General features: G+C 71.1%; 25 protein-coding genes. 14 read left to right on the top strand and 11 right to left on the bottom strand.

What is annotated here, in order from left to right:
• Positions 1-23 precede the first annotated feature (23 nt).
• Entirely contained in the window at positions 24-680 is a 657-nt protein-coding gene (locus ACFYQQ_RS05790; RefSeq protein WP_355789815.1) for a pirin family protein, read from the top strand.
• Positions 681-971: 291 nt separating this feature from the next.
• Here ACFYQQ_RS05790 and ACFYQQ_RS05785 read toward each other — a convergent pair whose 3' ends face one another.
• Both ACFYQQ_RS05785 and ACFYQQ_RS05780 read right to left on the bottom strand, forming a co-directional pair.
• On the bottom strand, positions 972-1,799 hold the full coding sequence (locus tag ACFYQQ_RS05785) for a serine hydrolase domain-containing protein (protein ID WP_355789803.1): 828 nt from the start codon (positions 1,797-1,799) through the stop codon (positions 972-974).
• 10 nt (positions 1,800-1,809) lie between these two features.
• Positions 1,810-2,289: a GNAT family N-acetyltransferase gene (locus tag ACFYQQ_RS05780; protein WP_355789806.1), complete on the bottom strand. Its 480-nt coding sequence runs from the start codon at positions 2,287-2,289 to the stop codon at positions 1,810-1,812.
• Positions 2,290-2,384: 95 nt separating this feature from the next.
• Between ACFYQQ_RS05780 and ACFYQQ_RS05775 the strand changes: the two genes are divergently transcribed.
• Together ACFYQQ_RS05775 and ACFYQQ_RS05770 are read left to right on the top strand one after the other, a co-directional pair.
• On the top strand, positions 2,385-2,867 hold the full coding sequence (locus tag ACFYQQ_RS05775; protein WP_355789809.1) for a MerR family transcriptional regulator: 483 nt from the start codon (positions 2,385-2,387) through the stop codon (positions 2,865-2,867).
• Positions 2,864-3,880 (top strand): aldo/keto reductase, encoded by a 1,017-nt coding sequence (locus ACFYQQ_RS05770; protein WP_356168310.1) that lies wholly within the window; start codon positions 2,864-2,866, stop codon positions 3,878-3,880. Before ACFYQQ_RS05775 ends, ACFYQQ_RS05770 begins: the two co-directional genes overlap by 4 nt.
• Positions 3,881-3,905: 25 nt before the next feature.
• Here ACFYQQ_RS05770 and ACFYQQ_RS05765 read toward each other — a convergent pair whose 3' ends face one another.
• The 3 genes from ACFYQQ_RS05765 to ACFYQQ_RS05755 all read right to left on the bottom strand — a co-directional run bounded on the left by ACFYQQ_RS05765 (position 3,906) and on the right by ACFYQQ_RS05755 (position 6,900).
• The gene (locus ACFYQQ_RS05765) at positions 3,906-4,772 is read right to left on the bottom strand and encodes a DUF4429 domain-containing protein (RefSeq protein WP_355784738.1); all 867 of its coding nucleotides are present in this window, start codon (positions 4,770-4,772) and stop codon (positions 3,906-3,908) included.
• A 57-nt stretch (positions 4,773-4,829) separates the two neighbouring features.
• Positions 4,830-6,047 (bottom strand): alpha/beta hydrolase, encoded by a 1,218-nt coding sequence (locus tag ACFYQQ_RS05760; RefSeq protein WP_355784732.1) that lies wholly within the window; start codon positions 6,045-6,047, stop codon positions 4,830-4,832.
• 172 nt (positions 6,048-6,219) lie between these two features.
• A complete protein-coding gene (locus ACFYQQ_RS05755; protein ID WP_355784729.1) occupies positions 6,220-6,900 on the bottom strand; it encodes a TetR family transcriptional regulator in 681 nt (226 codons plus the stop codon).
• A gap of 113 nt (positions 6,901-7,013) precedes the next feature.
• Between ACFYQQ_RS05755 and ACFYQQ_RS05750 the strand changes: the two genes are divergently transcribed.
• Positions 7,014-8,636, top strand: a complete 1,623-nt coding sequence (locus tag ACFYQQ_RS05750; protein WP_355784726.1) for an MFS transporter — start codon at positions 7,014-7,016, stop codon at positions 8,634-8,636.
• A gap of 275 nt (positions 8,637-8,911) precedes the next feature.
• Positions 8,912-9,220 carry a small hydrophobic protein gene (locus ACFYQQ_RS05745; RefSeq protein WP_355784723.1) on the top strand — a complete coding sequence of 103 codons (309 nt, stop codon included), beginning with the start codon at positions 8,912-8,914 and terminating at the stop codon, positions 9,218-9,220.
• Positions 9,221-9,368: 148 nt separating this feature from the next.
• On the opposite strand, the gene ACFYQQ_RS05740 is transcribed toward ACFYQQ_RS05745, so the two are convergent.
• Both ACFYQQ_RS05740 and aceE read right to left on the bottom strand, forming a co-directional pair.
• The gene (locus ACFYQQ_RS05740; protein WP_355784720.1) at positions 9,369-10,136 is read right to left on the bottom strand and encodes a potassium channel family protein; all 768 of its coding nucleotides are present in this window, start codon (positions 10,134-10,136) and stop codon (positions 9,369-9,371) included.
• Positions 10,137-10,243: 107 nt separating this feature from the next.
• Positions 10,244-12,991, bottom strand: a complete 2,748-nt coding sequence (gene aceE, locus ACFYQQ_RS05735; RefSeq protein WP_356168304.1) for a pyruvate dehydrogenase (acetyl-transferring), homodimeric type — start codon at positions 12,989-12,991, stop codon at positions 10,244-10,246.
• Between the two features lie 469 nt (positions 12,992-13,460).
• Between aceE and ACFYQQ_RS05730 the strand changes: the two genes are divergently transcribed.
• The 6 genes from ACFYQQ_RS05730 (at position 13,461) to ACFYQQ_RS05705 (ending at position 18,164) form a co-directional block, all read left to right on the top strand.
• Positions 13,461-13,898: a DUF3052 domain-containing protein gene (locus tag ACFYQQ_RS05730; RefSeq protein ID WP_183116860.1), complete on the top strand. Its 438-nt coding sequence runs from the start codon at positions 13,461-13,463 to the stop codon at positions 13,896-13,898.
• Between the two features lie 180 nt (positions 13,899-14,078).
• Positions 14,079-14,537, top strand: coding sequence for a peroxiredoxin (locus ACFYQQ_RS05725; RefSeq protein ID WP_355787441.1), 459 nt, complete (start codon positions 14,079-14,081; stop codon positions 14,535-14,537).
• A gap of 115 nt (positions 14,538-14,652) precedes the next feature.
• Entirely contained in the window at positions 14,653-15,228 is a 576-nt protein-coding gene (locus ACFYQQ_RS05720) for a TerD family protein (protein ID WP_121403257.1), read from the top strand.
• A gap of 134 nt (positions 15,229-15,362) precedes the next feature.
• Positions 15,363-15,938 carry a TerD family protein gene (locus ACFYQQ_RS05715; protein ID WP_355787438.1) on the top strand — a complete coding sequence of 192 codons (576 nt, stop codon included), beginning with the start codon at positions 15,363-15,365 and terminating at the stop codon, positions 15,936-15,938.
• A 146-nt stretch (positions 15,939-16,084) separates the two neighbouring features.
• Positions 16,085-17,233, top strand: coding sequence for a DUF475 domain-containing protein (locus tag ACFYQQ_RS05710; protein ID WP_356168299.1), 1,149 nt, complete (start codon positions 16,085-16,087; stop codon positions 17,231-17,233).
• Between the two features lie 193 nt (positions 17,234-17,426).
• Positions 17,427-18,164 carry a Tellurium resistance gene (locus tag ACFYQQ_RS05705; RefSeq protein WP_355781122.1) on the top strand — a complete coding sequence of 246 codons (738 nt, stop codon included), beginning with the start codon at positions 17,427-17,429 and terminating at the stop codon, positions 18,162-18,164.
• A gap of 36 nt (positions 18,165-18,200) precedes the next feature.
• Here the strand turns inward: ACFYQQ_RS05705 and ACFYQQ_RS05700 are convergent, their stop codons facing one another.
• Entirely contained in the window at positions 18,201-19,100 is a 900-nt protein-coding gene (locus tag ACFYQQ_RS05700) for a TerD family protein (protein WP_355781125.1), read from the bottom strand.
• A 189-nt stretch (positions 19,101-19,289) separates the two neighbouring features.
• Here ACFYQQ_RS05700 and ACFYQQ_RS05695 point away from each other — a divergent pair, with 189 nt between their 5' ends.
• The 3 genes from ACFYQQ_RS05695 to ACFYQQ_RS05685 are packed head-to-tail and all read left to right on the top strand — an operon-like array spanning position 19,290 to position 23,808.
• Positions 19,290-20,453, top strand: coding sequence for an HpcH/HpaI aldolase/citrate lyase family protein (locus ACFYQQ_RS05695; RefSeq protein WP_355781127.1), 1,164 nt, complete (start codon positions 19,290-19,292; stop codon positions 20,451-20,453).
• A 50-nt stretch (positions 20,454-20,503) separates the two neighbouring features.
• A complete protein-coding gene (locus ACFYQQ_RS05690) occupies positions 20,504-22,981 on the top strand; it encodes a phosphoribosyltransferase (protein WP_356241738.1) in 2,478 nt (825 codons plus the stop codon).
• The gene (locus tag ACFYQQ_RS05685) at positions 22,981-23,808 is read left to right on the top strand and encodes an HAD family hydrolase (RefSeq protein ID WP_355793589.1); all 828 of its coding nucleotides are present in this window, start codon (positions 22,981-22,983) and stop codon (positions 23,806-23,808) included. Before ACFYQQ_RS05690 ends, ACFYQQ_RS05685 begins: the two co-directional genes overlap by 1 nt.
• On the opposite strand, the gene ACFYQQ_RS05680 is transcribed toward ACFYQQ_RS05685, so the two are convergent.
• The 3 genes from ACFYQQ_RS05680 to ACFYQQ_RS05670 all read right to left on the bottom strand — a co-directional run bounded on the left by ACFYQQ_RS05680 (position 23,720) and on the right by ACFYQQ_RS05670 (position 25,542).
• A complete protein-coding gene (locus ACFYQQ_RS05680) occupies positions 23,720-24,439 on the bottom strand; it encodes a DedA family protein (RefSeq protein ID WP_356241741.1) in 720 nt (239 codons plus the stop codon). The genes ACFYQQ_RS05685 and ACFYQQ_RS05680 overlap by 89 nt on opposite strands.
• Before the next feature lie 156 nt (positions 24,440-24,595).
• Positions 24,596-24,820, bottom strand: a complete 225-nt coding sequence (locus ACFYQQ_RS05675) for a zinc ribbon domain-containing protein (protein ID WP_355783659.1) — start codon at positions 24,818-24,820, stop codon at positions 24,596-24,598.
• Positions 24,821-24,909: 89 nt separating this feature from the next.
• Positions 24,910-25,542, bottom strand: coding sequence for a DUF4383 domain-containing protein (locus ACFYQQ_RS05670; RefSeq protein WP_355783661.1), 633 nt, complete (start codon positions 25,540-25,542; stop codon positions 24,910-24,912).
• Positions 25,543-25,662: the final 120 nt, after the last annotated feature.

Below are 25,662 nucleotides of genomic sequence, written 5' to 3'. Positions count from 1 at the left end.
ACGGGTCTACCGTGGGCTGTGTGATGGACGTACGGCGCGCCGACGAGCGCTACCGCGGAGGGGACCCGGCGGCCGGGATCGAGTCCCTGCACGCCTTCTCCTTCGGCCCCCACTACGACCCCGACAACCTCCGCTTCGGCCCGCTGATCGCCTGCAACGAGGAGCGGCTCGCTCCCGGCGCCGGCTTCGACGAGCACCCGCACAGCCACACCGAGATCGTCACGTGGGTGATCGAGGGCGAGCTGACGCACCGCGACTCCGCGGGCAACGAGTCGCGGGTGCGGGCCGGCGACGTGCAGCGGCTCAGCGCCGGCGGCGGCGTCCGGCACGTGGAACGCAACGACGGGCTGACCCCGCTGACCTTCGTGCAGATGTGGCTCGCCCCGCTGGAGCCGGGCGGCGACCCCGTCTACGAGACCGTCCACGGCATCGCGGACTCCACGCCGTACGCGGTCCCGGAGGCCGGGGCCATGCTCCACGTGCGCCGCCTGACCGCGAGCGAACGCACGGCGATCCCCGACGCCCCCTTCGTCTACGTCCACGTCGTCCGCGGCGAGATCCGGCTGGACGGCCTGGAACTGGAGACCGGCGACGCGGCCCGCATCCCGGACGCGAAGGACCTGGAAGCCATAGCGGGCTCCCCGGCGGAACTCCTCATCTGGGAAATGATCCAGGCGTGAGCCAGGGGACCACCGGGCTCCGGCGAGGGAAATGCAGCCCCTCCGGCGTTTGAGGAGCGGGGTCGGGGGCGGAGCCCCGAGTGCGGGGAGGCGAGGGAAATGCAGCCCCTCCGGCGTTTGAGGAGCGGGGTCGGGGGCGGAGCCCCGAGTCGGGACGGGAAGGGGCGGAGGGGGCGAGGAAACGCCCGGCCGCCCCGAGCCACCCGACCCCCGGGACGCAGGCCGGGCAGGAGCCCCCGAGCCGGGGGACGGCCCGGTCACCGCCGGACAGGACCGGCACCGGCGGGACGCTCAGGCGCCGCCGGAAACCTCCGCGACCACCGCGTCCGTGAAGGCCGGCCACACCTCACTGGCCCACACCCCGAACGCCCGGTCCGTGAGCGCCACACAGGCGACCCCCAGGACGGGGTCGACCCACAGGAACGTACCGGACTGCCCGAAGTGCCCGAAGGTCCCCGGCGAGGACGAACTCCCGGTCCAGTGCGGCGACTTGGAGTCACGGATCTCGAATCCGAGCCCCCAGTCGTTGGGGTTCTGGTGCCCGTACCCGGGCAGGACGCCCTTGGTCCCGGGGAACTGGACCGTCATCGCCTCGGCGACGGTCCGCGGATCGAGCAGCCGAGGCGCCTGCACCTCCGCCGCGAACCGCACGAGGTCGTCCACCGTGGACACCCCGTCCTTGGCGGGCGACCCGTCGAGCGTGGTCGAGGTCATGCCCAGCGGCTCCAGGACCGCCTGCCGCAGATAGTCCCCGAAGGGGATCTCGGTGGCCTTGGCGATGTGGTCCCCGAGCACCTCGAACCCGGCGTTGGAGTACAGCCGCCGCTCCCCGGGCGCCGAGGTCACCCGGTGCTCGTCGAAGGCGAGCCCGGAGGTGTGCGCGAGGAGATGACGGACCGTCGAGCCGGCGGGCCCGGCCGGTTCGTCGAGCTCGACCGCCCCCTCCTCGTACGCGACGAGGGCGGCGTACGCGGCGAGCGGCTTGGTGACGGAGGCGAGCGCGAAGCGCCGCCCGCCGGGGCCGTGCGCCCCGAGCACCGTGCCGTCCGCGCGGACGACGGCCGCCGCGGCGGTGGGGACGGGCCAGTTCTCGATCGACGCCAGGCTCTGCAAGGACATGCCCCCGAGCCTAAGGGCCGCCCAGCCGCAGCCGCATCGAGGGGTCGGGCTTGCGCACGAAACCGAGCGAGGCGTAGAGCGGCTCCGCCGCGGCCGAGGCGTTCAGGTCGACCTGCGGGACACCCCGCTCGCGGAACCAGTCGAGCAGCGCCTCCATGCACGCGCGGGCGTACCCGCGCCGCCGGCACTCCGGATCGGTGGCGACGCTGAACACATGGCCCACCGCGCCGTGCGGATTGCCCTCCCGTCCGATGCGGTACTCCACCGTCCCGGCGACCAGCGCCGCGAGTGCCCCCGGCCGCTCCGGGTGGTCCACGACGAAGGCGGCGAAGTCACCGTCCGGCTCGGCGAGCCTGCGCCGTACCGTGGGCAGCGACTCGGCGTGCCACGCGGTGGAGCTGTCGGCCCCGGCCATCGAGTCGATCATCACCTGGCGCAGGCGGAGCAGCTCCCCGGCGTCCTCGGGCAGGGCACGGCGTACGGCACTCATGCCCCGCACGGTATTCACCGCGACGGCCCCGCGTCGCCGGATTTTCGGTGGATTCCGCTTGCTTGGAGTGCACTCCAAGGTTTTAGCGTGGGGGCATGACGGTGATGGAGACCACGGCCGCCGACGCCGAGACCGGCACCGGCACGGACGTCTGCGCCACGGCGCCCGAGCGCCACCCCCGCCCGGACGGCCGGGACAACTACACGATCAGCGAGGTCGTCGCCTTCACCGGCCTGACCGCGCACACCCTGCGCTGGTACGAGCGGATCGGGCTGATGTCGCACATCGACCGCTCGCACACCGGCCAGCGCCGCTACAGCAACCGCGACCTGGACTGGCTCAGCCTCGTCGGCAAGCTGCGGCTGACCGGCATGCCGGTCGCCGACATGGTGCGCTACGCGGAACTGGTGCGCGAGGGCGACCACACCTTCGGCGAGCGGTGCGCCCTGCTCGAAGCGACCCGCCGGGACGTACGGGCGCGGATCGCCGAGCTCCAGGACACCCTGGCCGTGCTCGACCACAAGATCAGTTTCTACGCGGACGCCGGGCGCGCCCCGGCGTCGGAGAGGCCCCGATGACGGACAGCAGGATCGCTCAGGCACAGCTCGGCACGGGAGGCCCGGAGGTCGGTGTGCAGGGCCTCGGCTGCATGGGCATGAGCTTCGCCTACGGCCCCACGGACGCCGGGGAGGCGCGGGCCGCGCTGGAGCGCGCGCTGGAACTCGGCGTCACGCTCTACGACACCGCGGACGCCTATGGCGCGGGGGAGAACGAGGAGTTCCTCTCCCCGTTCTTCAAGGCCCACCGGGACGAGGTCGTCATCGCGACGAAGTTCGCCCTGTCCATCCCGCCGGACCAGCCGACGAAGCGCGTCATCCGCAACGACACGCCGTACATCCGCCAGGCGGTGGAGGCGAGCCTCAAGCGCCTGGACGTCGACGTGATCGACCTCTACTACATGCACCGGCGGGACGTGGACATCCCGATCGAGGAGACCGTCGCGACGATGGCGGAGCTGGTCCGCGAGGGCAAGGTCAAGCACCTCGGGCTGAGCGAGGTCACCGGCCGCGAGCTGCGCGCCGCCCAGAGCGTGCACCCGATCGCGGCCGTGCAGTCGGAGTGGTCCCTGTTCAGCCGGGACATCGAGGCCGGCGTGGTCCCCGCGGCGAGGGAGCTCGGCGTGGCCCTGGTGCCGTACTCGCCGCTCGGCCGCGGTTTCCTCACCGGCTCGTTCGCGAACGCCGAGCAGGACCTGACCCCGGACGACTTCCGGCGTCAGCAGCCCCGCTTCACGGGCGAGAACGCCGCCGCCAACGCCGCCCTCCTGGAGCCGGTGCGCGCGGTGGCGAAGGCCCACGACGCCTCGCCGGGGCAGATCGCGCTGGCCTGGGTGCAGCAGCGGGCCGCGGTGCACGGGCTGACCGTCGTGCCGATCCCCGGCACCCGCAAGCGCACCCGCGTCGAGGAGAACACCGCGGCCACCCGCATCGTCCTCACCGACGAGGAACTCGCCCTGCTGGAGCCGATCGCCGCCCAGGTGGCCGGCGACCGCTACGCGGACATGACGTTCACGTCGGCGGGCCGCGAGTAGCCCACCGGGTCCGCCCGGCCGCGCCCTACAGCTCCGCCAGCAGCTGCGCCTTCTTCGTCGTGTACTCCTCGTCCGTCACCAGGCCCGCCCGGTGCAGCTCGCCCAGGTGACGGATGCGGTCGGCGATGTCGGCGGGGTCGCGGCGGGGCGCCGTCGAGGCGGGGACCGCGGCCGGCGGACCCGCGGCGCGCACGGCGGCCAGCACCGAGGCGGCGAACGGCAGCGACTCGTGCACCGGGCCGTAGCCGAGCCCGAAGACGACGGCCGCCGGGTCCTGGTCGGCCTGCGCGGGCTGCTGGGCGGCCGGTTCGCGGTACAGCAGCCGCAGGTGGCCCTCGAAGACCTCGGGGGAGCGCCACTCGACGCCGCTGAGGCCGGTGACCGGGAAACTCTGGTCGCCGGCCTTCCACTTGGCGGAGGAGGCGCCGGTCCAGGACCACCGGAACGACACCTCCCTGCCGTCGAAGGACGCCTTCGCGTCGTACGCCTTGAAGGTCCGGGGCGCCTCGGGCGGCTCGACGAGGTGGCGCCCGGCGGGCGAACCGTCCTGGGCGAGCAGGGCGCGCAGCTCGTCGGCGTAGTACTCGGCGAGGGTCTCGCGCTCGGCGGGCAGCACCAGCCGGTAGGGGTCGCAGCCCTCCTTCAGCTGGCCCGCCGCGGCCTCCATCAGCGGGTCGGCGCCCGGTCTCGGCACCGCGTGCAGGACCACCGTCCCCCGCTTCCCGGGAGTCAGGGTCACCGCCGCGAGCGCCTCCAGGGGGACACGGCGTTCGCCGAGCGCCTGGAACAGCTTCGGCGTTCGGATCCCCCGCTCGAAGCGGATGAGCACGGAGTCGGACTCGAACTCCCAGGCGGCATGAAATCCGGCCAGTACGTCACCCATGCGGCTCATCGTATGCGGCACGGGCTTCTCCGTCGCCACCCCGAACGGACCGCAGTTCTTCGTCCTCTACGCGCGTCCCGCCGCCGTCGAGGCGGACAAACCCTTCGTGCAGGCGCCGTCCTTGTGGGCACAGCTCACCGCGCCGTACGCGCCGACGCCGATCTCGGCGAAGTTGCGCAGGCTCTCGGTGCCGGGTTCGAAATAGCCGGTGTGTCCCTTGGCGCCGGCCGCGGACAGGACGCGCGCCCCGAATCCGGAGGAGACCGGGTCGGCGCCGTGTCCGAGTCCGCCGACCTCCAGGTGCGGCACGTCCTGGATCCAGTCGTCGGCGTCGCGCATGGCCCAGACCCGCGCGGAGGTGTCGAGCCGGCCGGCGTTGTCGGCGCGCATGCCGGGGCTGCCGGCGACCGCGAGGTCCCTGACCCGCTCCGGCAGGTCGTGCGCGGCGACGCCGCAGACGACCGAGCCGTAACTGTGGCAGTACAGCGCGACGGGGGCCCGGCCGGGCAGCGCGCGCAGCAGGCGGTTGAGGCGGACCGCACCGTCCCTGGCGCGCATGGCCGTGGCGGCGTCCATGCCGAGTCCGCTGGGCGTCGTGTAGTCGGCCCAGGCGATGACGGCCGTACGCGTCGTGGCGTCGGCCGCGCGCTCGGCCCGGTACAGCGAACGCGCCATGCCGACGGGCGCCGAGTACTTGCGGCTGGAGCGCTGGAAGGTGAGGAGGTCCGTGTCGACGCCCGGCACCACGATCGAGACCCGCTCGGCCCGGGTGAGGTCGCCGAACACCTCGGCGACCCGGCCGGAGCCCGTGGGGTCGAAGGCGAGGATCTGCCGCTTGCCGTGCAGGAGTGCCTCGTAGCGGTGCATGCGGCTGGCCGCCTGCTGCCGGCCCGAGGACGAGAGGCGGTTGTCGCGCATGCGGTGCAGTTCGACCCTGCGCTGCTGGCCCAGCGCGAGACGGTTGGCCCGGTAACGCAGCTTCGCCGGGGCGCCGTTCATGTTGCCGACCGCCAGCGGGTAGCGGTGGACGAGGCGGCTGCGCTGCTGGGCGTCGAGCGAGGCGAAGAAGTGGGTCAGGCGGTCCGGCGCGGAGTCGGGGTCCGGCAGGCGCTGTCCGGCGAGGCGCCCGTGCTCCCACTTGGAGAGCGACGCCTGGAGCGGCGAGGCGCCCCGGTGGCTGTTCAGCGCGGTCCATCCGGTGGTCGCCAGCATCACGAACACCACGGCCAGCGCGAGCAGCGCGCGCCAGACGTTGAGTTGGGGTGAGGGGTCGAAGGAAGTCACTGAGAGGACACACTAGGAGAACGGGAGTGTCTCGCGTTAACCGAGTGATGCGGATCACGTTTCCGGTGGGGTAATTGGGTCATAGGGGGTTCAGTTTGAGTTAAATGCTCACGCTGCGTATCCATACACCGGCCTTATATCCGGCGCTTGGTGACACCGCGTTAGGTGATCGTCACCCCTGGGGCGTCCGTGCCACCGTCTTCCGCGGCTCCGGGCGCGTACGCCAGTCCCCGGCCAGCGCGGGCCCCAGGTGATCCAGATGGGAAGCGGTCAACTCCCGGATCGCCTCGACGCTGAGGTCCTCGCCGGCGCCCCACCGTCGGGCGGTCACCCGCATCACGCCACCGAACACCGCCACCGCCACCCGCGGGCGCGGGTCCGCGTCCACGTCGAGGCCCTCCCGCCCCGCGATCACCCGGGCGAGCTCCTCCTCCACCTCCGCGGACCGGCGCAGGTGCGCCGCGAGCAGCGCCGGCGTCGACTCGATCAACTGGAAGGTGCGCATGTGCAGTTCGAGCGGCACGACCTGGGTGATCGCCTCACCGATGGTGTCCCAGCTCTCCAGCACCGCCCGGCGCAGCGCCTCCAGCGGGGCCTCGCCCGGCGGTCGGCCGCGCAGCGCCTCGACGAAGCGCGCCTCGGTCATGCCCTGGACGGCGAGGGCGGCCTCCTCCTTGCCCGCGAAGTAACGGAAGAAGGTGCGCTGGGAGACGTCGACGGCCTCGGCGATCTCGTCGACCGTCGTCTGCTCGTAACCCTGGCTGGTGAACAGTTCGAGAGCGGCCCGCAGCAGCGCGTCGCGCGTGCGCCGCTTCTTGCGCTCGCGCAGCCCCGGCCGCGCCGCTGTGTCCATGGGGTCCTCGTTTCGTCCATCCGTCCTGCTCAGCGTACGTCCGGGTGTCGTGACAGTTACCGACTAGTGAATCGGTTTGTCAACTGTCAGCGACTGTCACTAATCTCGAACGTATGACTAGTCAGACCACCGTCGACGCGACGGGCCCGGCCGACAAGGCCTCGGCCACCCCGTCCGGACCGAGCCCCGCGAAGGGGTTGCGTGGCCATCCCTGGCTGACGCTCATCAGCGTGGCGATCGGCGTCATGATGGTCGCCCTGGACGGCACCATCGTCGCCATCGCCAACCCGGCCATCGCCAAGGACCTCGGCGCGAGCTTCGCCGACGTCCAGTGGATCACCAACGCGTACTTCCTCGCCCTGGCGGTCACCCTGATCACCGCGGGCAAGCTCGGCGACCGGTTCGGGCACCGGCAGACCTTCCTGATCGGTGTGGTCGGCTTCGCCGCCGCTTCGGGCGTGATCGGCCTGTCCGACAGCATCGCCCTGGTGGTCACCTTCCGGGTCTTCCAGGGTCTGTTCGGCGCGCTGCTGATGCCGGCCGCGCTCGGTCTGCTGCGGGCCACCTTCCCGGCCGAGAAGCTGAACATGGCCATCGGCATCTGGGGCATGGTGATCGGCGCGTCCACGGCGGGCGGCCCGATCCTCGGCGGTCTGCTGGTGCAGCACGTCAGCTGGCAGTCGGTGTTCTTCATCAACGTGCCGGTCGGCGTCGTCGCCGTGGTCCTCGGCGCGCTGATCCTGACCGACCACCGCGCGGAGAACGCGCCGCGCTCCTTCGACATCCTCGGCATAGCCCTGCTCTCGGCCGCCATGTTCTGCCTGGTCTGGGCGCTCATCAAGGCGCCGGCCTGGGGCTGGGGCGACGGCCTCACCTGGACGTTCCTGGCCGCCTCGGTGCTCGGCTTCGCTCTCTTCGCCTTCTGGGAGACCAAGGTCCGGGAGCCGCTCGTCCCCCTCGGCCTCTTCCGCTCCGTGCCGCTGTCGGCCGGCGTGGTGCTGATGGTCCTGATGGCCATCGCCTTCCTGGGCGGCCTGTTCTTCGTCACCTTCTACCTGCAGAACGTGCACGGGATGAGCCCGGTCGACGCGGGCCTGCACCTGCTTCCGCTCACCGGCATGATGATCGTGGGCTCGCCGCTGGCCGGCGTCCTCATCACCAAGACCGGGCCGCGGCTGCCGCTGGCGGGCGGCATGGCGCTCACCGCGATCTCCATGTACGGCATGTCCACGCTGGACACGGGCACCGGCAGCGCCGTCATGTCGCTCTGGTTCGCCGGACTCGGCCTCGGTCTCGCCCCGGTCATGGTCGGCGCCACCGAGGTCATCGTGGGCAACGCGCCCATGGAGCTCTCCGGTGTCGCCGGCGGTCTCCAGCAGGCGGCCATGCAGATCGGCGGCAGCCTCGGTACGGCGGTGCTGGGTGCCGTGATGGCCTCCAAGGTCGACAACGACCTCGCGGGCAACTGGGCCGACGCCAAGCTGCCGCCGCTCACCGAGGGGCAGCTGGAGCAGGCCTCGCAGTCGGTCCAGCAGGGCGCAGCGCCGGTGCCGAAGGGCACGCCGGCCGAGCTCGCCGCGAAGATCGCGGACGTCGCCCACGACACCTTCATCTCCGGCATGAGCCTCGCGTGCCTCGTCGCCGCCGGGGTCGCGCTCGTGGCCGTCTTCGTCGCGCTGCTCACCAAGCGCGGCATCAACGCGGACGCGGCGGGACCGGGCGCCGGGCACATCTAGGGCCTGCCCGACGACAGTCCCCGGGGTGACGGGGCGGCCGACGGCCGCCCCGTCACCCTTTTTCGCTCATCTGGGTGACAACGCTCAAGATCCCTCCCGCCGGATGCCCGCCGCAGGTCACAGTGGGTCAAGTCCTCCGCACGGCATGGGGGGCGAGCGGAGCTGCGGCGCGCCGCCGGAGGGGGGCGGCGCGCGGGCAGGTCTGCCGAAGGGATACGGGGGTACCCGCACATCGAACCCGAACTGCCCAAGAGGGCTTGAGAGTTCAGGAGTTGATGATGGCGGGCTTCGGAAACGGCACGCGCAGGTACCCCCGCTCACGTGGCCGGACGTGGTCACGGACCGGGCCGGATCGCGCGACGCTGGGCATCATCGGAGTCGTCTGCGCGGTCGCGGGATTCTTCACGCTGGGGATCGTCCTGGGACCGGTGGCGATGGTCTGCGGCTGGCTGGCCATGGGTCGCAGCTGGGCCGGCGCCCGACCGCTGCCGGCACTGATCGCCGTCGTACTGGGCGCGATCGACACGCTCCTCGCCCTCGTCTGGCTCGTCGGCGCGGCGGGCCCCGGATCGGGCCTGCTCTGACCGCCGGCCCGGGAACCCCTCCCGCGTGCGGCGCAGGGGCACAGCCACCGGTGCCGGGCACCTGATCACAGGGGTCCCGGTACCGGCTCGCCCACGCACGGCGGGCCCGGGTCTCCGGGAGGGCGTCCGCGCCAGCTCCCCACCCGGCCTACGCCGGCTGTGACGGCTCGGTCGGCCCCGGGACCGGATGCGCGGTCCGGGACAGGTCCGCGACCTGCGCCCGCAGCGCCCGCACCTCCTCGGTGAGCGCCTCGATCGCCGCGGTCTGCCGGCGCTCCTCCACGTCGTCCTTCTCGAAGCGCGAGATGAACCACGCCGCGATGTTCGCCGTGACCACACCGAGCAGCGCGATGCCCGAGAGCATCAGGCCGACCGCGAGGACCCGGCCCAGCCCGGTGGTCGGGGCGTGGTCCCCGTACCCCACGGTCGTCATCGTGGTGAACGACCACCACACCGCGTCGCCCAGCGTTCTGATGTTCCCGTGCGGCGCCGCCCGCTCCACCGACAGCACGGCGAGCGAACCGAACATCAGCAGCCCCACGACCGCGCCCACCACGTACGTGGTCAGCCGGATCTGCGAGGCCATCCGGGCCCGCCGCCCCACCAGCATCAGTGTCGAGACGAGCCGCAGCAGACGCAGCGGCTGGAGCATCGGCAGGACCACCGCGCACAGGTCCATCCAGTGCCCGCGCACGAACTCCCGCCGGTCGCGGGCCAGTCCGAGCCGTACGAGGTAGTCGCCGGCGAAGGCGCCCCACACGACCCACTCGACCACCGTGCAGGCGACCGTCAGCGTGTGGCTCACGCTGCTGTCCACGATCGGTACCGCGTAGGCGAGGGCGAAGGCGACCGCCAGCGCCAGCAGTGGCCGTTGAGTGCGCCGCTCCCAGCGGTCCTGCGCCGTTTCTTGCTTCATGTCCGCATCGTAGGAAAACGCGAAGGGCGGCGGAGCCGAAGACCCCGCCGCCCCTCCTCGTCACCTCGCGGCGCCGGTGCCCGTGCCGAAGCCGGGCGGGCGTACTGCTACGCGTCGCCCCCCGCCGCCCCCGGGTCCGCCGCCGTCACGTCGAGGAGCTGGTAGCGGTCGATCGCCTGTTTCAGGACCGAGCGGTCGACCTTGCCCTCACGGGCCAGTTCCGTCAGCACCGCGACCACGATCGACTCGGCGTCGATGTGGAAGAAGCGCCGGGCCGCACCGCGCGTGTCCGCGAAGCCGAAGCCGTCCGCGCCCAGGGACTGGTAGGTCCCCGGCACCCAGCGGGCGATCTGGTCCGGCACCGAGCGCATCCAGTCGGAGACCGCCACGAAGGGGCCCTCGGCACCCGACAGCTTCCGCGTCACGTACGGGACGCGCTGCTCCTCCTCGGGGTGCAGCAGGTTGTGCCGCTCCACCTCGACGGCCTCGCGCCGCAGCTCGTTCCAGGAGGTCGCCGACCAGACGTCCGCCCGGACGTTCCAGTCCTCCGCCAGGACGCGCTGCGCCTCGACGGCCCACGGGACGGCGACGCCGGACGCCATGATCTGCGCCGGGATCGAGCCCGCGGTGCCCGCGCTGAAGCGGTGGATGCCCTTGAGGATGCCGTCGACGTCCACGTTCTCCGGCTCGGCCGGGTGCTGGATCGGCTCGTTGTAGACGGTGAGGTAGTAGAAGACGTCCTCGCCGTGCGGGTGCTCCTCCGTCGAGCCGTACATCCGGCGCAGACCGTCCTGCACGATGTGCGCGATCTCGAAGCCGTACGCCGGGTCGTACGCGACGCAGCCCGGGTTGGTCGAGGCGAGCAGCTGCGAGTGGCCGTCCGCGTGCTGGAGGCCCTCACCGGTCAGGGTCGTGCGGCCGGCGGTCGCACCGAGCACGAAACCGCGCGCCAACTGGTCGGCCATCTGCCAGAACTGGTCGCCGGTGCGCTGGAAACCGAACATCGAGTAGAAGACGTACACCGGGATCAGCGGCTCGCCGTGCGTCGCGTACGCCGAACCCGCGGCGATCAGCGAGGCCGTGCAGCCCGCCTCGGAGATGCCGTCGTGCAGCATCTGCCCGGTCGGCGACTCCTTGTACGCGAGGAGCAGCTCGCGGTCCACGGCCTCGTACTGCTGGCCGAGCGGGTTGTAGATCTTCGCGCTCGGGAAGAACGAGTCCATGCCGAAGGTGCGGTACTCGTCGGGCGCGATCAGCACGAACCGCTTGCCGATCTCCTTGTCCCGCATGAGGTCCTTGAGCAGCCGCACGAAGGCCATGGTGGTGGCGATCGACTGCTGGCCGGAGCCCTTCTTCACACTCGCGTACGTCTTGTCCTCGGGGAGCGCCAGCGGCTTCGACCGCACCACGCGGGTCGGGACGTAACCGCCCAGGCCCTTGCGGCGGTCGTGCATGTACTGGATCTCCTCCGAGTCCCGGCCCGGGTGGTAGTACGGCGGGGCGCCGGACTCCAGCTCCTTGTCGGAGATCGGGATGTGCAGCCGGTCGCGGAAGCCCTTGAGGTCGTCGACCGTCAGCTTCTTCATCTGGTGCGTGGCGTTGCGGCCCTCGAAGTTCGGCCCCAGCGTCCAGCCCTTGACGGTCTGCGCGAGGACCACGGTCGGCTGGCCCTTGTGCGCCTTGGCCGCCGCAAACGCCGCGTACACCTTGCGGTGGTCGTGCCCGCCGCGGCCCAGGTGCAGGATCTGGTCGTCGGTCATGTTCTCGACCATGGCGCGCAGCCGGTGGTCGTCACCGAAGAAGTGCCGGCGGATGTACGCGCCGGTCTCGGTGGCGTACGTCTGGAACTGCCCGTCGGGCGTGGTGTTCAGCTTGTTGACCAGCACGCCGTCGCGGTCCTGCGCCAGCAGTGGGTCCCAGGTGCGGTCCCAGACCAGCTTGATGACGTTCCAGCCGGCGCCGCGGAACTGCGACTCCAGCTCCTGGATGATCTTGCCGTTGCCGCGCACCGGGCCGTCGAGCCGCTGGAGGTTGCAGTTCACCACGAAGGTCAGGTTGTCCAGGCCCTCGCGCGCCGCGATCGACAGCTGGCCGAGCGACTCAGGCTCGTCCATCTCGCCGTCGCCGAGGAACGCCCACACGTGCGACTTGGAGGTGTCCGCGACCCCGCGCGCCTCCATGTAGCGGTTCATCCGCGCCTGGAAGATCGCGCCGAGCGGGCCGAGGCCCATGGACACGGTCGGGAACTCCCAGAAGTCCGGCATCAGCCGCGGGTGCGGATACGAGGACAGCCCGTACGGCGCCTTCGACTTCTCCTGCCGGAACGCGTCGAGCTGCTGCTCGCTCAGCCGGTCCAGCAGGAACGCGCGGGCGTAGATGCCCGGCGAGGCGTGCCCCTGGAAGAAGATCTGGTCGCCGCCGTCGCCCTCGTCCTTGCCGCGGAAGAAGTGGTTGAAGCCCACGTCGTACAGCGAGGCGGAGGAGGCGAACGTGGCGATGTGCCCGCCGACGCCGATACCGGGACGCTGCGCCCTGGACACCATCACGGCCGCGTTCCACCGGGTGGCGTTCAGGACCTTGCGCTCGATCTCCTCGTTGCCGGGGAAGAAGGGCTCGTCCTTGGTGGCGATCGTGTTGACGTAGTCCGTGCTGCGCATCTCGGGCACGGCCACGCGCTTCTCGCGCGCCCGCTCGATCAGCCGCAGCATCAGGTAGCGGGCCCGCTCCCGGCCCCGCTCGTCGACGGCGGCGTCGAGGGAGTCGAGCCACTCCTGGGTCTCTTCGGGATCGAAGTCAGGTACCTGACTCGGAAGGCCGCCAATGATGATCGGGTTGCGATCGGATCCGGAAGCCACGCTGTTCCTTCACTGTCAGAGGGCCATTTTTCCCTGGGTTTCCAGGTGTCTGCACCGTTCCCCATCGTGTACCTCGGGAACGCGATCGTCATCTCTACCGAGAGGTAACCCTCACGTCCGTCCGGCCCGTTCGGGGCGGGTCAGGCCAAATCGCAACGATACGCCCAGCCGGTCACGCGTTCCGCAAAGCCATTCGACTCCCGTACCCTCGGAGGGTCCCGAATTCCGCAAACCGGGCAGAAGCGCGTGGTGTGCGTCACCGGCAGCTGTGATTCGATGCCAGGAGTTGCGTCGACACGGCCAGGATCGTCACCGTTTCGGCGGTCTCGGTGGCCGGGTACTTGCGCGATCCGCCCGGCCCGTGTGGACTACGGCCAATGCTTCGCGCACGCGCGTGGCTGAAGACTTCTCCCAGCTCCCGAACGAGCAGGGGGGAGACCCCAACCGAAACATGATCAGGAGGCAACCCGTGAGCGCGACCGCGGACCACGCGGAGGAGAGGACGAACCCTGCCGCGAGGCTGGGGTTCCAGCCCGAGCAGGTGGTCCAGGAGATCGGCTACGACGACGACGTCGACCAGGAGCTCCGCGAGGCCATTGAGGAAGTCATCGGCAGCGAGCTCGTGGATGAGGAGTACGACGACGTCGCCGATGCCGTGGTGCTGTGGTTCCGCGACGAGGACGGCGACCTGACGGATGCGCTGGTGGACGCCACCACGTACATCGAAGAGGGCGGCACGATCCTGCTGCTGACGCCGAAGACGGGCCGCGACGGCTACGTCGAGGCGAGCGACATCGCCGAAGCCGCGACGACCGCGGGTCTGTCCCAGACCAAGACCGTCAGCGTGGGCAAGGACTGGAGCGGCAGCCGGCTGGCCACGCCGAAGGCGGCCAAGTCGAAGCGCTGAGCTCCGCTTCTCCCTCCCCGGGGCGGTTCCCGTGAACCGCCCGCAGCAACATGTGTGAGGCCCCCGCCGATCAGCCGACGGCGGGGGCCTCACCCAAGCGCGGGCCGACGGGCCTCCCCGTGGATCACTGCGTAGGCTGGTCGTCACCCGAACAGCCCCCTGGAAGGGAAGCGTGTGACCATGGCGATCGAGGTCGGCACCAAGGCCCCCGATTTCGAGCTCAAGGACAACCACGGAGCCACCGTGCGCCTGTCCGATTTCCGCGGTGAGAAGAACGTGGTGCTGCTCTTCTACCCCTTCGCCTTCACCGGCGTGTGCACCGGTGAGCTGTGCGCCCTGCGCGACGAGCTGCCGAGGTTCACCGACCGCGACACCCAGCTCCTCGCCGTCTCCAACGACTCCATCCACACGCTGCGCGTCTTCGGCGAGCAGGAGGGCCTGGACTACCCGCTGCTGTCGGACTTCTGGCCGCACGGCGAGGTCTCGCGCGCGTACGGCGTCTTCGCCGAGGACAAGGGCTGCGCCGTGCGCGGCACCTTCGTGATCGACAAGGAGGGCGTCGTCCGGTGGACCGTCGTCAACGCGCTGCCCGACGCGCGTGACCTGAACGAGTACATCGAGGCGCTCGACACCCTGTGATTCTTCGTTCGCAAGCCCTGCAGGGTACGGGAACCCGTCACTAGGATCGAGACGTTGATCCGAATACCGACGCACGACGGGGCTCCCCGCCCCTGGACACCATTTGGGAGGACTCGTGGGAGTCAGCCTCAGCAAGGGCGGCAACGTCTCGCTGTCGAAGGAGGCCCCCGGCCTGACCGCGGTCATCATCGGTCTGGGGTGGGACGTCCGCACCACCACCGGCACCGACTTCGACCTCGACGCCAGCGCCATCCTGACGAACGCGGAGGGCAAGGTCAGCAGTGACGCCAACTTCGTGTTCTTCAACAACCTGAAGAGCCCGGACGGCTCGGTCGAGCACACCGGCGACAACATCACCGGTGAGGGCGAGGGCGACGACGAGCAGATCAAGGTCAACCTCGCCGCCGTCCCGGCCGACGTCGAGAAGATCGTGTTCCCGGTCTCGATCTACGACGCCGAGAACCGCCAGCAGTCGTTCGGCCAGGTCCGCAACGCGTTCATCCGCGTCGTGAACCAGGCGGGCGAGGCGGAGATCGCGCGCTACGACCTCTCCGAGGACGCCTCGACGGAGACCGCGATGGTCTTCGGCGAGCTCTACCGCCACGGCGCGGAGTGGAAGTTCCGCGCCATCGGCCAGGGGTACGCCTCGGGCCTGCGCGGCATCGCGCAGGACTTCGGCGTGAACGTCTGAGCCGAGGACGGGCCCTCCGGGGCCCCAGGCTCACCCGTCCGGCGCCGCACGCATCGAGTGCGGCGCCGGACGCGCTCGACGGCGGCGCCGGACCGCCGGACAACTGAAGTTCCATCTCGGGGAGGACCAGCATCATGGGCGTCACACTCGCCAAGGGAGGCAATGTCTCCCTCTCCAAGGCCGCACCCAACCTCACGCAGGTGATGGTCGGGCTCGGCTGGGACGCGCGCTCCACCACCGGAGCCCCTTTCGACCTCGACGCCAGCGCGCTGCTGTGCAACGCGGGCCGGGTGCTCGGTGACGAGTGGTTCATCTTCTACAACCAGCTGAAGAGCCCCGACGGCTCGGTCGAGCACACCGGGGACAACCTGACGGGTGAGGGCGAGGGCGACGACGAGTCGATCCTGATCGACCTCTCCAAGGTGCCCGCCACCGTCGACAAGATCGTGTTCCCCGTCTCCATCCACGAGGCCGACAACCGCGGCCAGACCTTCGGGCAGGTCAGCAACGCCTTCATCCGCGTCGTCAACCAGGCCGACGGCCAGGAGCTCGCGCGCTACGACCTCAGCGAGGACGCCTCCACCGAGACCGCGATGATCTTCGGCGAGGTCTATCGCTACAACGACGAGTGGAAGTTCCGCGCCGTCGGTCAGGGGTATGCGTCCGGTCTGCGGGGCATCGCCCTGGACTTCGGTGTCAACGTCTCCTAGGCGCTATGCGGGGCCCGCCCGCGTCGTCCGGGGGGATGGCGCTCTACACTTCAGGGTCAACGTTAGGTAAAGCCGAGTACGGCGCGGGGAAAACCCTCCTCCGAGCTCCGCTTGGGGGGCGCCCCCAATACACGATTGGGTAGCCAGTGCTTCTGAAAACCTTCGGCTGGTCGTTTGCGGTCACCGCACTCGGCCTGGTCGCGGCGGTGCTCTACGGGGGGTGGACCGGCTTCGGCATCGTGGCGATCCTGTCCGTCCTCGAGATCTCGCTGTCCTTCGACAACGCGGTGGTCAACGCCGGAATCCTGAAGAAGATGAGTGCCTTCTGGCAGAAGATCTTCCTCACGGTCGGCGTGCTGATCGCCGTCTTCGGCATGCGTCTGGTCTTCCCGGTCGTCATCGTGGCGGTGACCGCCAAGAAGAGCCCGATCGACGCGGTCAACCTCGCGCTGACCGACAAGGACCAGTACCAGCAGCTGGTGACCGACGCCCACCCCGCCATCGCCGCCTTCGGTGGCATGTTCCTGCTGATGATCTTCCTCGACTTCATCTTCGAGGACCGGGACATCAAGTGGCTGAGCTGGCTTGAGCGCCCGCTGGCCAAGCTCGGCAAGGTCGACATGCTGTCGGTCTGCATCGCGCTCGTCGCCCTGCTCATCACCTCCATGACCTTCGCGGCCAACGCCCACCAGCACGGCGGCGCGCACGCCGACAAGGCCGAGACGGTCCTGATCTCCGGCATCGCGGGCCTGATCACGTACATGATCGTCGGCGGCCTCTCCGGCTACTTCGAGGACAAGCTCGAGGAAGAGGAGGAGCGCGAGCACGAGGCCGAGGAAGAGGCCAGGAAGACCGGCAAGAAGCCGTCGGCGGTCGTCCTCGCCGGCAAGGCCGCGTTCTTCATGTTCCTCTACCTCGAGGTGCTGGACGCGTCCTTCTCCTTCGACGGTGTGATCGGCGCCTTCGCCATCACCAACGACATCGTGCTGATGGCGCTCGGCCTCGGCATCGGCGCCATGTACGTCCGGTCGCTCACGGTCTACCTGGTCCGCCAGGGCACCCTCGACGACTACGTCTACCTGGAGCACGGCGCGCACTACGCTATCGGCGCCCTCGCCGTGATCCTCCTCGTCACCATCCAGTACCAGATCAACGAGGTCATCACCGGCCTCGTCGGCGTCATCCTGATCGCCTGGTCCTTCTGGTCCTCCGTGCGCCGCAACAAGGCGCTCGCGGCGGCCGAGGGAAAAGGGGAGGCCTCGGACGACAGGACTGAGGTCTCGTCCGGGGTGTGACACGCACCGGGTCCGGGGGTTGGCACCCCGCCCGTTGAGGAACGCTCTGTGCGGGGCGGTCGTCGGGGACGAGTCCTCGGTGCCGCCCCGCACGGCTGTGCCCTTGACGGCGTCACGGGCGCCGCACGCACCCGTGCCCGGGGCGGGGACCGGCACGGCCACGACGTAGGCAGCACGCACTGTGGGGGGCGCAATGAGTTTCTGGGAAGACCTGTGGCGCGGACGGTCGGCGGACTTCGACTCGGGCAGCGCCTCGACCAACGCCATCGAGCTGACCAAGCGGCACCGGCAGGTGTCGCTCACCAAGCAGGGCGCCGCCACCGGCAACCTGCGCATCAACCTGTCCTGGCGGATGCGCACCTCCGACATCGGCGGGCCCGAGCGCGGCAGCCTGCTGCGCCACCCCTTCCAGGCGTTCCGGCCGGAGGTGGTCCAGGCGCACACGCAGAGCATGGTCAACGTCGACCTGGACCTCGGCTGCATGTACGAGCTCACGGACGGTTCCAAGGGCGTGGTCCAGCCCCTGGGCGGCTTCTTCGGCGAGCTCAACGCCCCGCCGTACGTCAAGCTCAGCGGCGACGACCGCTTCGGCTCCGGCTCCGGCGAGACGATCTTCGTCAACCTCGACCACCGCGACGACATCAGGCGGCTGCTCGTCTTCGTCTACATATACGACCAGACGCCGGCCTTCGACCGTACGCACGCCATCGTCACCCTCTACCCGAGCAACGGCCCCCGGATCGAGATCGGCCTTGACGAACGCCATCCCCAGGCCCGGTCCTGCGCGGTCGTGATGATCGAGAACAACAAGGGCGAGCTGACCGTGCGGCGCGAGGTGAAGTTCGTCTACGGCTTCCAGGCCGAACTGGACCGCCTGTACGGCTGGGGCCTGCAGTGGGGACGCGGCTACAAGTCGAAGGTCGACCGCTGAGCGCCTTCCGCCGGCCGGGACCGGCGGAAGCCCTGGTCAGCGGCCGATGAACTGAGGACCCTGCGGCGGCAGCTCGAAGTCCGGGTCCGGCCCGGGACCCACCGGCTGCGGGTAACCGTACGCGGGCGGCTCGGCGGCCGCCGTCTGCTGCTGGGGATAGCCGTAGGCGGGCTGCGCCGGCGGGGCGGCGGTCTGCGGATAGCCGTACGCGGGCTGCCGTGTGGGCTCCGGCGGATAGCCGTAGGCGGGCTGCGAGGCCTGCTGGGGCACCGGCGCGGGCTGCTCGGGCGGCAGCGGAACCGAGGTCTCGGGAGAACCGGCGGGCGCCGCCCACGTCTCGTCCGTGGCACCGGCCGGAGCGGCCCAGGTGCCCTCGGGCGCGGAGTCGGGCTCCGACTCGTCCACCGAGATGCCGAAGTCGGTCGCGAGGCCCTGAAGCCCGTTCGAGTAGCCCTCGCCGAGCGCCCGGAACTTCCACCCGTCACCGCGTCGGTACAGCTCCCCGCAGATCAGCGCCGTCTCCGCGCCGGTCTCCGGCTTGATGTCGAAGTACGCGATCGGCTCACCGTCCCCGGCCGACGCGTCGTACAGCAGGATGCGCAGCTCGCGTACGCGGTCGAAGGTGACACCGTCGGCCGAAGCGACCAGCAGAATCTGGCCGACCGCGGACTCGACCCCGGCCAGATCCGTCTGGATCGTGTCGGTGAGGCCCTCGGCGACCCGCTTCTTGCCGAGCCGCCAGACCTTGGCCGAGGGGTGCCGGGGCTGGTTGTAGAAGACGAAGTCCTCGTCGGATCGCACACGACCGTCGGGGCCGAGGAGCAGCGCCGAGGCGTCGACGTCCGGCACGCCCTGCCCGGGCGCCCAGCGCAGCACGGCACGTACCGCCGTGGCGTCCAGCGGGACGTTCGACCCCTTCAGCATCGCGTGCGTCATGCGGTCATCCTGCCCTCTGGGGCCTGGTCACGACAACGCGGGGTACTCGGCTCCCGCACAGGAACAGCAGGCACCGGACACAGCCGAGTTACCAGAACTTCATGCTCGCCGGGAACTCTTGACACAGATATCTACGTACTATTACCGGCCACATCACGTCAGGCCGTCTAGCCGCCACGGGGGAGTCTCATGCGTCATTTCGGGCACGTCGCCCCTGAGGTGCGACAACGCCTCTTCCACCAGGAGCCCTGCGTCTTCGGCGCGGACTCCCCGGCCCACGTCCTCGCCGCGGCCCTCGGCGCCACGCTCTACAGCCCCGCGACCCGGCCCCGCCTCGCCGACGACATCGTCAAGCAGTCCGGGCGCGGCGTCGTCTCCATGGTCCTCTGCCTGGAGGACTCCATCGACGACGCCGAGGTGGCGGACGCCGAGGAGAACCTGGTCGGGCAGTTCACCGACCTCGCCGCACGGCCCGGCGTCGAGCTCCCGCTGCTCTTCGTACGGGTCCGCGCCCCCGAGCAGATCCCGGACCTCGTCCGGCGGCTCGGCCCCGCCGCCCACCTGCTGTCCGGATTCGTCCTGCCGAAGTTCACCGAGGAGCGGGGGACCCCGTTCCTGGAGGCCCTCACCGCCGCCGAGACGGCGAGCGGACGGCGCCTGTTCGCCATGCCCGTCCTGGAATCGCCCGGCCTGCTCCACCTGGAGTCCCGCCGCGAGACCCTGGAGGGCATCTACCGCACGGTCGACAAGTACCGCGACAGAGTCCTCGCGCTGCGCCTCGGCGTCACCGACTTCTGTTCCGCGTACGGACTGCGCAGAGCCCCCGACATGACGGCGTACGACGTCCAGATCGTCGCCTCCGTCATCGCCGACGTGGTGAACGTCCTCGGCCGGGCCGACGGCACGGGATTCACCGTCACCGGCCCCGTCTGGGAGTACTTCCGACTCCAGGAGCGCATGTTCAAGCCGCAGCTGCGGCGCAGCCCCTTCACCGGAGCGGCCGAGGAACTGCGCACCACCCTCATCGAGCACGACATGGACGGACTGCTGCGCGAGATCGCCCTCGACCGCGCCAACGGACTGCTCGGCAAGACCTGCATCCACCCCTCGCACGTCCTGCCCGTGCACGCGCTGTCCGTCGTCAGCCACGAGGAGTACACCGACGCCCAGGACATCCTGCGGCCCGACCGCCTCGGCGGCGGCGTGCTCCGCTCCGCGTACACGAACAAGATGAACGAGGTGAAGCCGCACCGCGCCTGGGCCGAGCGCACCCTCCAGCGCGCCGAGGTCTTCGGCGTCGCGAACGAGGACATCGGCTTCGTGGAGCTGCTCGCCGCCGGACTGCCCGCCTGAACCGGCCCGGACCGACCGGCCCGCCGGCCGACCGACCCAGCAAGGAATCGATGAACAACGTGGTGTGGACGGGAACCTGGGTCGCGCGGCGGCTCGGGGTCGAACTCGTCGGTGATGAGAAGCTGCACGACCTCCTGGGGCTCGCGCTGCGGCGCAACCCCAAGCGGGCGCACCTCCTCGTGTCCAACGTGCTCGGCAAGCACGTCCCGCAGTCGCCCTCCGTGGTCCACGGCCACGGCTTCGCCCTCGGCCGGCGCGTCCGCGACCTGCTGGGCGACCAGGCGGACACCGCCGTGGTCCTCGGCTACGCGGAGACCGCCACCGGCCTCGGGCACTGCGTCGCCGACGGCATCGGCCTCGCCCCCTACCTCCACTCCACCCGCCGCGCCGTCCCGGGCGTCGCCCAGGCGGGCGGCTTCGAGGAGTCCCACTCCCACGCCACCTCCCACCTGCTGCTCCCCGAGGACCCCGGCCTGCTCGCCGGCTCCGGCCCGCTGGTCCTCGTCGACGACGAGTTCTCCACCGGCAACACCGTCCTGAACACCATCCGCGCCCTGCACGAGCGCTACCCGCGCGAGCGGTACGTCGTCGTGGCCCTGGTCGACATGCGCTCCGCCGCCGACCTCGGGCGCCTGGACGCCTTCGCCCGCGAGATCGGCGCCCGCGTCGACCTGGTCACCACGGCCTCCGGCACGGTGGCCCTGCCCGACGGCGTCCTGGAGAAGGGGCAGGCGCTGGTCGCCGCCCACGAGACCGACCCGCCCGGCCGCCCCGCACCGGGGCGCGCGGGCACCGTCGGCCGCGTCGCGCTCGGCTGGCCGGACGGCGTGCCCGACGGCGGGCGGCACGGATTCACCCCCGAGGACCGAATACGGCTGGAGACCGCGCTGCCCGCCATGGCCGCCCGGCTCGCCGACGCCCTGCCCGAAGGAGCGCGCCGCGTTCTCGTCCTCGGCTTCGAGGAACTGATGTACGCGCCGCTGCGGCTGGCGACCGAGCTGGAACAGGCCGTGGACGCCGAGGTGCGGTACTCCACCACCACCCGCTCACCCGTCCTCGCCGTGGACGACCCCGGCTACGCCATCCGCAGCCGCATCGTCTTCCCCGCCCACGACGACCCGGACGACGGGCCAGGACCGCGCTACGCCTACAACGTCGCCGGTGCCGGATTCGACGCCGTCGTCGCGGTCGTCGACTCCACGGCCGACACCCCCATGCTGCACGCCCCCGACGGTCTGCTCGCCCAGCTCGCCGCCCACACCCCGGCCGTCCTGCTCGCCGTCGTCCCCTCCCACGTCCCGTCGCAGGCGCCCGGCCCCGGAGACCCGCCGCACGCGGCCCCCCGGCCGACCGCCACCGAAAGGCCCTCCATGCTCCCCGAGCCCCTCCGCGGCCCCGCCTTCTCCTCGTACGCGCCCGACGAGGTCGGCTGGCTGCTCCAGGACCTCTCGGACGTCCGCCTGGAAGCCCCGACCGAGGAGCGCGAGGAGGCGATCCAGAGCGGCGGCGCCCACTACGCCGAGTCGCTGCCCGTGGAGTACCAGCCGAGCGAGCAGTACCAGGAGCTGTTCCACGCCGCGCTCGGCACCTCCGCCGCCCGCATCGCCGAGGCCGTCGGAGCCGTCACCGAGCTGGTGCTCGCCGAACGCTCACCCAGACCCGTCCTCGTCTCCCTCGCCCGCGCCGGCACCCCCGTCGGCGTCCTCATGCGCCGCTGGGCCCGGCACCGCCACGGCCTGGACCTCCCGCACTACGCCGTCTCCATCGTGCGCGGCCGGGGCATCGACGCCAACGCCCTGCGCTGGCTGGCCGCCCACCACGACCCCGCCGACGTCGTCTTCGTCGACGGCTGGACCGGCAAGGGCGCCATCACCCGCGAACTCGCCCAGGCCGTCGAGGAGTTCGAGGCCCAGGACGGCATCACCGGCTTCGACCCCGAGATCGCCGTACTCGCCGACCCCGGCTCCTGCGTACGCACCTACGGCACCCGCGAGGACTTCCTCATCCCCTCCGCCTGCCTCAACTCGACCGTCTCGGGCCTGATCTCCCGCACCGTCCTGCGCGCCGACCTGGTCGGCGAACACGACTACCACGGCGCCAAGTTCTACCGCGAACTCGCCGGATCCGACGTCTCCGCCGACTTCCTCGACGCCGTCGCCGCGCACTTCCCCGACGTCACCGACGCGGTCGACGCCCGCGTCAAGGACCTGCTGTCCGCCGACCGCGCCCCCACCTGGGAGGGCTGGGCGGCCGTCGAGCGGATCAGCGAGGAGTACGCCATCCACGACGTCAACCTCGTCAAGCCCGGCGTCGGCGAGACCACCCGCGTCCTGCTGCGCCGCGTCCCCTGGAAGATCCTCGCCCGCGCCGGAGCGGGCGCCGACCTCGACCACGTACGCCTGCTCGCCGAACAGCGCGGCGTCCCCGTCGAGGAGGTCGCCGACCTCCCCTACACCTGCGTGGGACTGATCCACCCCAAGTTCACCAAGGGCGCCACCGGTGCCGACGGCAAGGCGGTGACGGCCTGATGACCACGCCCCGGGTGCTCGTCGCCAGCGACCTCGACCGCACGCTCATCTACTCCTCGGCCGCGCTGGCCCTCGCCATGCCCGACGCGGACGCCCCCCGGCTGCTCTGCGTCGAGGTCCACGAGAGCAAGCCGCTGTCGTACATGACCGAGACCGCCGCCGGACTCCTCACCGAACTCGGCACCACCGCGGACTTCGTCCCCACCACCACCCGCACCCGCAAGCAGTACCAGCGCATCAGCCTCCCCGGCCCCGCCCCGAAGTACGCGATCTGCGCCAACGGCGGACACCTGCTCGTCGACGGCGTCTCCGACCGCGACTGGCACGCGCGGGTGACCGCCCGCCTCGCCGACGAGTGCGCCTCCCTCGACGAGGTGCGCGAGCACATGGCCGCCACGTCCGACCCGCTCTGGGTCCGCAAGCACCGCGTCGCCGAGGACCTCTTCGTCTACCTCGTCGTCGAGCGCGCGCTGCTGCCCGAGGACTGGGTGAAGGAACTCGCCGTCTGGGCCGAGAACCGCGGCTGGACCGTCTCCCTCCAGGGCCGCAAGATCTACGCCGTCCCCAAGCCGCTCACCAAGAGCGCGGCCGTACGGGAGGTCGCCCGCCGCACCGGCGCCGACCTCACCCTCGCCGCCGGGGACTCGCTCCTCGACGCCGACCTGCTGCTCGCCGCCGACCGGGGCTGGCGTCCCGGCCACGGCGAACTCGCCGAGGCCGGCTGGACCGCCCCCGCGGTCACCGCTCTTCCGGAACTCGGGGTCGCCGCGGGGGAGCGGATCCTGCGGGAGTTCCTCGCCGCCTGCGACCGCCCCCACCGGGCCTGAGCACCCGCACCCCGACGAAGACCAGCACCGCGAGCACGGCGAGCGCCAGCACCGCCTTCGAGTACGCGGAGACGACACCCGTGACGGCCGTCCAGTTGTCGCCCAGCAGATAGCCCGCGAGCACGAAGGCGGTGTTCCAGATCGCGCTGCCGAGCGTGGTCAGCCCCAGGAACACCGGCAGCGGCATGCGCTCCACGCCCGCGGGCACGGAGACCAGACTGCGGAAGACGGGGATCATCCGCCCGAAGAACACCGCCTTCGTCCCGTGCCGCAGGAACCACGCCTCCGTCTTCTCGACGTCGCTCGCCTTCACCAGCGGCAGCCGTGCCGCCAGCGCCACCGTGCGGTCACGGCCGAGCAGCGCCCCGACGCCGTACAGGGCGAGCGCGCCGATCACCGAGCCCAGCGTCGTCCACACCAGCACGGCCGGCAGGCCCATCCGGCCGCTGCTCGCCGCGAAACCGGCGAGCGGCAGGATCACCTCGCTCGGCAGGGGCGGGAACAGGTTCTCCAGCGCGATGGCGAGGCCCGCGCCGGGGGCGCCGAGCGTGGCCATGAGATCACTGACCCACTGGGGCGCGCCGCCCTGAGCGGGCCCGGCCGCCGTGGTCGCCGCTGCGATGGCTGTCATGGGGCCACGCTAGGGAAGCGAAGCTGAAGGGAGCCTGAGGAGACGGGGAGGGGCCCGGCGGCTGCGGCTGCGGCTGCGGCTGCTGCGGCGGGGAGGCGAGGAGCGTGGACGGGCAGAGGGGACGGGAACGCAGGAGTCGCCGTCCCCTCGCGTCACTCAGCCGCAGCAACCCCCGCCGCAGCAGCCGCCCCCGCCACCGCCGCCCGCGCGGGGCGTCGGCGCGGGGGCCGAGGAGGAACCGCCGACCGCGACGGTCGACAGGAGCTTCACGGTGTCGTCGTGACCGGAGGGACAGGCCGCGGGGGCGGAGGACTCCGCCATCGGACGGCTCATCTCGAAGGTGTCGCCGCAGGTCCGGCAGCGGTACTCGTAGCGAGGCATGCGCACAGGCTAACGGGCGCGGCCCGCCACGGGGAGGCGCGCCCGGGGGGCGGGCGCCACCTGCCAGGGGAGGGCGCCCCCTGGAGCCCTCAGCCGGAGTGTGAGCCGGAACCGGAACCCGGCCCGTGCCGTTGCACGTCGCCGGACGGGCTGACCCGCTGGATGCTCTTCGCCTGCTCGGCCGCCTTGATCCTGGCGCGCACCCGCTCTTCGTTCTCCGCCTGGTCGGGATGGCGGGAACGCCAGTACGGATTGTCGTGCGGCAGGGCCGAGCCGACCCTCCCGTACATGCCGAAGAACATCAGCATCACGCCGACCACGAAGCTGAACAGCACGTTCGGGATGCGGAAGGCGAGGAAGTTGTCGTCGGTGTCGAGCAGCGCCAGGTTCACGAAGCCGCTCAGGATGAAGAGGACGCCGACGACCATGTTGACCGTGGAGGCGAAGTTCCCGCCGATCACCATGCCGACGAAGAGCAGCACGCCGACGCAGATCGACAGGACGCTGAGCGCGCCGTTCGTGCTCAGGCCGGCGACGGTGTCCCCGTGCGTGTCGAAGAACCCGACCTTGTCGATCAGGCCCAGGATGCCGAACGCCAGCAGGACGAGGCCCATCAGTCCGGCGCCGACCCGGTAGAACTTGCTGAGGCGGTGGTCGACCGGAAGATGCTCGTCGAACCGGATACGACGCTTCGAGCCCTGGTGAAGTACGTGTGTGGCCATGTTCGCCTCCCTCTGCCACCAGCGGAGGTGTACGTACCCCTCAGGATCCGCCCGATGGCCCCCGACCGGCAACATCAGGCCGCACCGGTCACCGGCGGCGGGCCCCGGACCCCAGCGCCC

It is taken from the genome of Streptomyces sp. NPDC005496 (assembly GCF_042872045.1).
Taxonomy (GTDB): domain Bacteria; phylum Actinomycetota; class Actinomycetes; order Streptomycetales; family Streptomycetaceae; genus Streptomyces.
Note: the sequence above shows the minus strand (reverse complement) of the source record. Positions and strands in the feature narration are given on the sequence as shown.

What these genes read in the sequence shown, in the direction of transcription:
- ACFYQQ_RS05790 (WP_355789815.1), top strand. Translation starts at nt 24, where the DNA reads ATGGACGTACGGCGCGCCGACGAGCGCTACCGCGGAGGGGACCCGGCG.
- ACFYQQ_RS05785 (WP_355789803.1), bottom strand. Translation starts at nt 1,799, where the DNA reads ATGTCCTTGCAGAGCCTGGCGTCGATCGAGAACTGGCCCGTCCCCACC.
- ACFYQQ_RS05780 (WP_355789806.1), bottom strand. Translation starts at nt 2,289, where the DNA reads ATGAGTGCCGTACGCCGTGCCCTGCCCGAGGACGCCGGGGAGCTGCTC.
- ACFYQQ_RS05775 (WP_355789809.1), top strand. Translation starts at nt 2,385, where the DNA reads ATGACGGTGATGGAGACCACGGCCGCCGACGCCGAGACCGGCACCGGC.
- ACFYQQ_RS05770 (WP_356168310.1), top strand. Translation starts at nt 2,864, where the DNA reads ATGACGGACAGCAGGATCGCTCAGGCACAGCTCGGCACGGGAGGCCCG.
- ACFYQQ_RS05765 (WP_355784738.1), bottom strand. Translation starts at nt 4,772, where the DNA reads ATGAGCCGCATGGGTGACGTACTGGCCGGATTTCATGCCGCCTGGGAG.
- ACFYQQ_RS05755 (WP_355784729.1), bottom strand. Translation starts at nt 6,900, where the DNA reads ATGGACACAGCGGCGCGGCCGGGGCTGCGCGAGCGCAAGAAGCGGCGC.
- ACFYQQ_RS05750 (WP_355784726.1), top strand. Translation starts at nt 7,014, where the DNA reads ATGACTAGTCAGACCACCGTCGACGCGACGGGCCCGGCCGACAAGGCC.
- ACFYQQ_RS05745 (WP_355784723.1), top strand. Translation starts at nt 8,912, where the DNA reads ATGATGGCGGGCTTCGGAAACGGCACGCGCAGGTACCCCCGCTCACGT.
- ACFYQQ_RS05740 (WP_355784720.1), bottom strand. Translation starts at nt 10,136, where the DNA reads ATGAAGCAAGAAACGGCGCAGGACCGCTGGGAGCGGCGCACTCAACGG.
- ACFYQQ_RS05725 (WP_355787441.1), top strand. Translation starts at nt 14,079, where the DNA reads ATGGCGATCGAGGTCGGCACCAAGGCCCCCGATTTCGAGCTCAAGGAC.
- ACFYQQ_RS05715 (WP_355787438.1), top strand. Translation starts at nt 15,363, where the DNA reads ATGGGCGTCACACTCGCCAAGGGAGGCAATGTCTCCCTCTCCAAGGCC.
- ACFYQQ_RS05705 (WP_355781122.1), top strand. Translation starts at nt 17,427, where the DNA reads ATGAGTTTCTGGGAAGACCTGTGGCGCGGACGGTCGGCGGACTTCGAC.
- ACFYQQ_RS05700 (WP_355781125.1), bottom strand. Translation starts at nt 19,100, where the DNA reads ATGACGCACGCGATGCTGAAGGGGTCGAACGTCCCGCTGGACGCCACG.
- ACFYQQ_RS05695 (WP_355781127.1), top strand. Translation starts at nt 19,290, where the DNA reads ATGCGTCATTTCGGGCACGTCGCCCCTGAGGTGCGACAACGCCTCTTC.
- ACFYQQ_RS05690 (WP_356241738.1), top strand. Translation starts at nt 20,504, where the DNA reads ATGAACAACGTGGTGTGGACGGGAACCTGGGTCGCGCGGCGGCTCGGG.
- ACFYQQ_RS05685 (WP_355793589.1), top strand. Translation starts at nt 22,981, where the DNA reads ATGACCACGCCCCGGGTGCTCGTCGCCAGCGACCTCGACCGCACGCTC.
- ACFYQQ_RS05680 (WP_356241741.1), bottom strand. Translation starts at nt 24,439, where the DNA reads ATGACAGCCATCGCAGCGGCGACCACGGCGGCCGGGCCCGCTCAGGGC.
- ACFYQQ_RS05675 (WP_355783659.1), bottom strand. Translation starts at nt 24,820, where the DNA reads ATGCCTCGCTACGAGTACCGCTGCCGGACCTGCGGCGACACCTTCGAG.
- ACFYQQ_RS05670 (WP_355783661.1), bottom strand. Translation starts at nt 25,542, where the DNA reads ATGGCCACACACGTACTTCACCAGGGCTCGAAGCGTCGTATCCGGTTC.